The following is a 5,485-nucleotide window of genomic DNA, read 5'->3' as shown; positions in this document are numbered from 1 at the left end:
TTTGGTTTTACCGTACCAGTGCAAATGCAACCCAGCTAAGCCGAGAATAGCGGCTGGGGTAGTGTCTTCTCCCAGAATATTAATCATCAGGGTAGGACGCAGTAATGCCGTGTTACCCAGTGGTAAACCGGTCACCGCGCGTAAATGTTGCTCAAACTGACATACGTCAGCGCCTTGCTGGGTCCAGTGCCCTGAGTTATGTACCCTGGGCGCAATTTCATTGACCATTAATGTGCCAGCAACGTCAAAGAACTCTATTGCCAGCACCCCGACATAATTAAGCTCCTCGGCAATCGCGCTAAACATCTGCTCTGCCTGAACCTGCAGTATGTCACTGACCGGCCGGGCCAGTGATACGCTAAGTACACCATTGACGTGATGATTTTCAGTTAGTGGGTATGCTTTTACTTCACCGTTGCTTGCTCTTGCCGCAACCAGTGAAAGCTCACGGTTAAAACCAATAAACTGTTCGGCAACAATAGCTTGTTTTTCATCAGCAGCCAGAAACTTAGCCATTTGTTGCCAGACCACATCAGCCTGTGCCTGATCTTTTAAGCGCCACTGGCCCTTGCCGTCATACCCTGCCAGCGCACTTTTAAAAATCAGTGGCAAACCAAGGCTGGCAACCGCTTGCTTAAAGTCTGCTTGGTTGTTAATCACGTGGTAACGGGCACTGGCGACACTGCAACGGGCAAGCAGTGCTTTTTCCAGCCTGCGATCCCCACCGGCCTGAATAGCGTCGCTGCCAGGCAAGAATTTGCCGCTTTGCTGGCATTGTTGCAGTATCGGCAAAGGAATATGTTCAAACTCAGCGGTAATAATATCAGCGTCAGCAATGGCATTGGCCAGTCCGGTGCCCAGTTTATGCTGGGTTAGCGGATGGACAATAGCGTCGGTATTAACGTCGTAAGCGCTAATGTTGATATTAAGGGGGGCACCAGCGATGGACATCATGCGGGCCAGTTGACCAGCACCCAATACTAACACCTTCATAAAGACACCTGAGACGGGTCTGGCTGGCTAAGCACGGTATCGGTTTGTGCCTGGCGAAAAGCGTCGATTTTGCTCAGCAGTTCCGGGCTGCTGGTTGCCAGTATTTGAGCGGCCAGTAAGCCAGCATTGGCTGCACCTGCCTCGCCAATGGCCAGAGTGCCCACCGCCACACCTTTTGGCATTTGCACGATAGATAATAAGGAATCTAAGCCTTTTAGTGCCTTAGACTGCACCGGCACCCCTAACACCGGTAAGCTGGTAAAGGCAGCGGCCATACCAGGCAGATGGGCCGCACCACCGGCACCGGCTATAATGACTTTTAAACCGCGGCTGGCAGCAGTGCTTGCATAGTCTGCCAGCAATTGTGGGGTACGATGCGCAGATACCACCCGGGTTTCATAGCTGATGCCAAAAGAATCAAGCATATCTGCTGCCAGTTTCATGGTCGGCCAGTCTGAGGTCGAACCCATTATAATACCCACTTGCATGCCGCTTTCCTTCTGAACTTAATGAACTGAAATGACTAAGGCGCTATTATAGCGGCAACTGAGGCTGATTAAAATTCTTACTGCAAACAGAGGTAAATTGATGAACGGGTGTGACATAGCAACGGCGGTTGAGTTGTTAAAACAGGGAGAGGTCATCAGCTATCCAACCGAGGCGGTATTTGGCCTGGGGTGTGATCCTGATAACGAGGCTGCGGTGCTAAACGTTCTGGCGATTAAGCAAAGGCCAGTAGAAAAGGGCCTTATTCTGGTCGCCGCCACCTATTCTCAACTATTGCCTTATGTCGACGATAAAGCCATTCCACTGGAAAAGCGTTATCAGATATTTTCCAGTTGGCCCGGCCATATCAGTTGGGTGTTGCCTGCCAGTAAAACCGCACCTAAGTGGATTACTGGCCGGTTTGACACGATTGCGGTAAGGGTGAGCGCGCATCCGGTGGTGCAACGATTGTGTCAGGCTTATGGTAAACCGCTGGTGTCGACCAGTGCTAATCTGGCCGGTGAGGCGTCCATCACCGATTATCAGCAGTTACTGAGGACTATGGGCTTAAAAGTAGCCGGTATAGTAGAGGGTGAGCTGGGCGGTGCGGCTCAGGCCAGTCAAATCCGGGATGCAATAACCGGACAGATCGTAAGGAGTTAATATGGCGGGCAGTAACAGCGAAAAGTTGCATCAGGTGCAACAGTTTTTAATGGCATTACAAGATACTGTTTGTCTGGCACTAGAGCAGGCTGATGGCGAAGGCCAGTTTATCGAGGATGCCTGGCAGCGACCGGAGGGTGGCGGTGGCCGCAGTCGGGTGCTGACAAATGGCAAGGTATTTGAACAGGCTGGCGTTAATTACTCGCACGTGTTTGGATCGCAAATGCCTGTCTCTGCCACAGCTCACCGGCCAGAGTTAGCCGGTCGTAGTTTTCATGCCTGCGGGGTTTCATTGGTGTTGCATCCGCATAACCCGCATTTACCCACTACTCACGCCAATGTGCGGTTTTTTATTGCCGAAAAAGACGGCGAAGCACCAGTCTGGTGGTTTGGCGGCGGTTTTGATTTAACGCCTTATTATCCTTACGAAGAAGATGTAATTCACTGGCACCATACTGCGCAGAAAGCGGTTGAGCCTTTTGGTGACGACTACTATCCAAATTATAAAAAATGGTGTGACGACTATTTTTATTTGAAGCACCGCAATGAAACTCGCGGTGTGGGAGGCTTATTTTTCGATGATTTAAATGAGCTGGGATTTGAACAAAGCTTTAGTCTGATGCGCGCGGTGGGCGAGGCGTTTTTACCCGCTTACTTGCCGCTGGTTGAACGGCGTAAAGACACTGCCTATGGCGATCACGAACGGCAGTTCCAGTTATACCGGCGTGGTCGCTATGTGGAGTTTAATCTGGTGTATGACAGAGGTACATTATTTGGTTTGCAAAGCGGTGGCCGCACCGAATCGATTTTAATGTCGATGCCACCACTGGTGCGCTGGCAGTACGGCTTTCAGCCAGAGCAAGGCAGCGCAGAAGCGCTGTTGTACGAGCGCTATTTAAAGCCGCAGGACTGGCTTGGTATTAACAATTAATCATGTGGCTAGCCAGTTGACCAATCGACTGGCGGATCCCTTGGCGCAGCATCTTGTTTTCCACCACGTCATCCAGCGCCTGCTCCATACAAAACATCCATTGGTTGCGTAGTTTTTCATCTACCTTAAAAGGCAGATGACGGGCACGCAACCGCGGATGACCATATTTTTGCTCAAACAGCGCCGGGCCACCCAGCCACCCGGATAAAAACTCAAAAAACTTCTGGCGGATACTATCAAGGGGTAGCGGATGAATAGCATAAAGATCAGCGGCTTCAGGCGCCGTCTCCATAATATCGTAAAAACGGTTAGCCAGCGCTTTTACCTTTGGTTCGCCACCCATTAACTGGTACGGGGTTTGCTCGGGCGTGGGGTGAGGCTTGCTATTTGCCGGCTTTTTATTAAAAATCATCTGTATTAACTTCTTGATGGACATATGTTGTGGACCGTTATGCTGTATTTGGTAATCCGATAGGCCAGTCTAAGTCACCTTTTATTCATAGCCAGTTCGCCGTGCAATGTGCGCAGCAAATGCAATATGAAGCCATTCTAGCACCGGTCGATGGCTTTGCCGACAGTTGGCACCACTTTGTCGCCAGTGGCGGCAAGGGTGGCAATGTTACTGTGCCTTTTAAGCAGCAGGCATACCAACTGGCTGAGACGTTGTCGGCGCGGGCACAATTGGCAGGAGCGGTAAATACGCTTTATACAGACAGAGCCGGTAAGTTATACGGTGATAATACAGACGGTATTGGTCTGGTGCATGATTTAACGCGGTTAAATATTGATCTGCCCGGCTGCACGGTATTGCTGGTTGGTGCCGGCGGGGCGAGTCGTGGTGTCATTGGGCCATTGCTTGACGCTGGTGTTAGCCAAATCGTATTAGCCAATCGTACTGTCGATAAAGCACAGGCCATAGCCGCTAATTTTGATAGTCGCGTACTTGCCTGCGGTTTAACCGATATTCCACAGCAAGGGTATTCGCTTATTATAAATGCCACATCATCGGGGTTAAGCGGGGGCCGACCTGACATCAGTACGCAACATCTTAAACAGTGTCAGCTGGCTTATGACATGGTGTATGGCGCTGAGCCTACTGCCTTTATGTCGTGGGCTAAGCAACATGGCGTAACGCGGCAGGCCGATGGTTTGGGAATGTTGGTGTCTCAGGCGGCAGCTGCATTTACGATCTGGCGTGGCGTTACTCCTGATATTGCACCAGTAATGAACGCGCTAAAGCAGCTGTTGCAAGCATGAATCAGCAGCTGATTTTTAATAATGATGTAGAGTACAGTGCAGCGCGACAGGCAGTGCGTTTCAGTTGTCTGGTGGCTGGGTTAAAAGTAGATTTCTTTATTGCCTGCCCGCCGGATACCGAGCCCGCCGTTTTCGTCAATAAGGTAAAAGCAGAACTATTTAACTGGGAAGACTGCGCCGAGCAGGCTATTGCTGACGACGCTTACAACGAAGCGGGCGAAATCTGGCTTTAGTTGCCTGCTTCTGCCAGATATTCATTTTTCAGGATGACATAATTCGCGGCAGACTCAGGCAGAAATGCTTTTTCAGCATCGTTAAGAGGCCTGGCCTGTTTAACCGGACTGCCGACATATAAATAGCCGCTCTGTAAACGCTTGCCGGGTGGCACCAGGCTACCGGCTCCGATGATCACATCATCTTCTACAATGGCATCATCCATCACGATAGCTCCCATGCCAACCAGAATACGGTTACCCAGCGTACAACCATGTAGCATCACTTTATGGCCAACAGTGACATCCTCTCCAATTACCAAGGCACAACCATCAGGTTTACCATTGCTTGGTCTGGATAAATGCAATACTGAACCATCCTGTATATTAGTGCGCGCCCCTATCCGGATAAAATTTACATCACCGCGGGCAGCCACTAATGGCCAGATACTGACGTCGGCAGCCAGCTCAATATCACCAACCAGCACACTTGATTCATCTACGTATACACCAGCTGCCAGTTTTGGCATTACACCTCTGTACGATCTAATCGACATTATTATCTCCAAATCGACCTACTGCTAAGTTATTGTGCAGTAAATGCTGTAAAAAAGCACTGTTCGTTGAAACTTTGTCCGAACGAACAGCAAAATCATATTTTATTTCCTTTTCCGCTTGCAGCTCTGTAAAAACGTCCTATAATGCGCGCCATGCCACGGGGTGCTGCGCTAAGCAGGCTTCAGGTGAGATAAGCCGGATTGCAAAAATCTTTTAAAAAGACGCTTGACAGTCAGGTTTAAATCACTAAAATGGCGCCCTCGCTTCAGGGAGGCAACGAAAGCCCTGAAATGCGATGTTAGCATTGCTACTAGTAGTGCTAAGTAATAAAAGAGTCACACGTGATGATGTGTTTGGAAAAAAGATAAATCATCACGCTTGACTT

The 5,485-nt window shown here is 49.8% G+C and carries 8 protein-coding genes; 4 read left to right on the top strand and 4 right to left on the bottom strand.

Translation table 11 applies throughout. The annotated features are described in order from the left end of the window. Both ABY802_RS15500 and purE read right to left on the bottom strand, forming a co-directional pair. Positions 1-993: 5-(carboxyamino)imidazole ribonucleotide synthase (locus tag ABY802_RS15500; protein WP_372628029.1), on the bottom strand; the 993-nt coding region annotated here is incomplete at its 3' end. Beyond that, positions 990-1,481, bottom strand: a complete 492-nt coding sequence (gene purE, locus ABY802_RS15495; RefSeq protein ID WP_372628028.1) for a 5-(carboxyamino)imidazole ribonucleotide mutase — start codon at positions 1,479-1,481, stop codon at positions 990-992. The genes ABY802_RS15500 and purE, both read right to left, overlap by 4 nt. Before the next feature lie 100 nt (positions 1,482-1,581). On the opposite strand from purE, the gene ABY802_RS15490 reads away from it, so the two are divergent. Next, on the top strand, positions 1,582-2,142 hold the full coding sequence (locus ABY802_RS15490) for an L-threonylcarbamoyladenylate synthase (protein WP_372628027.1): 561 nt from the start codon (positions 1,582-1,584) through the stop codon (positions 2,140-2,142). Position 2,143: 1 nt separating this feature from the next. Next, positions 2,144-3,073 (top strand): oxygen-dependent coproporphyrinogen oxidase, encoded by a 930-nt coding sequence (gene hemF, locus ABY802_RS15485; protein WP_372628026.1) that lies wholly within the window; start codon positions 2,144-2,146, stop codon positions 3,071-3,073. Here the strand turns inward: hemF and ABY802_RS15480 are convergent. Beyond that, positions 3,063-3,485 carry a group II truncated hemoglobin gene (locus ABY802_RS15480; RefSeq protein WP_372628025.1) on the bottom strand — a complete coding sequence of 141 codons (423 nt, stop codon included), beginning with the start codon at positions 3,483-3,485 and terminating at the stop codon, positions 3,063-3,065. The genes hemF and ABY802_RS15480 overlap by 11 nt on opposite strands. Positions 3,486-3,514: 29 nt before the next feature. Between ABY802_RS15480 and aroE the strand changes: the two genes are divergently transcribed. Both aroE and ABY802_RS15470 read left to right on the top strand, forming a co-directional pair. Next, a complete protein-coding gene (aroE, locus tag ABY802_RS15475; protein WP_372628024.1) occupies positions 3,515-4,330 on the top strand; it encodes a shikimate dehydrogenase in 816 nt (271 codons plus the stop codon). Next, on the top strand, positions 4,327-4,563 hold the full coding sequence (locus ABY802_RS15470; protein WP_372628023.1) for a DUF1488 family protein: 237 nt from the start codon (positions 4,327-4,329) through the stop codon (positions 4,561-4,563). Before aroE ends, ABY802_RS15470 begins: the two co-directional genes overlap by 4 nt. Here ABY802_RS15470 and ABY802_RS15465 read toward each other — a convergent pair. After that, the gene (locus ABY802_RS15465; RefSeq protein WP_372628022.1) at positions 4,560-5,099 is read right to left on the bottom strand and encodes a gamma carbonic anhydrase family protein; all 540 of its coding nucleotides are present in this window, start codon (positions 5,097-5,099) and stop codon (positions 4,560-4,562) included. The two genes, ABY802_RS15470 and ABY802_RS15465, sit on opposite strands and share 4 nt — an antisense overlap. Between the last annotated feature and the right edge of the window lie 386 nt (positions 5,100-5,485).

Origin of the sequence: Arsukibacterium sp. (assembly GCF_041616895.1) — a bacterium.
Classification (GTDB): Bacteria; Pseudomonadota; Gammaproteobacteria; order Enterobacterales; family Alteromonadaceae; genus Alishewanella.
The sequence above is the reverse complement of the archived record's forward strand: the minus strand, read 5'-3'. Positions and strand labels throughout refer to the sequence as shown.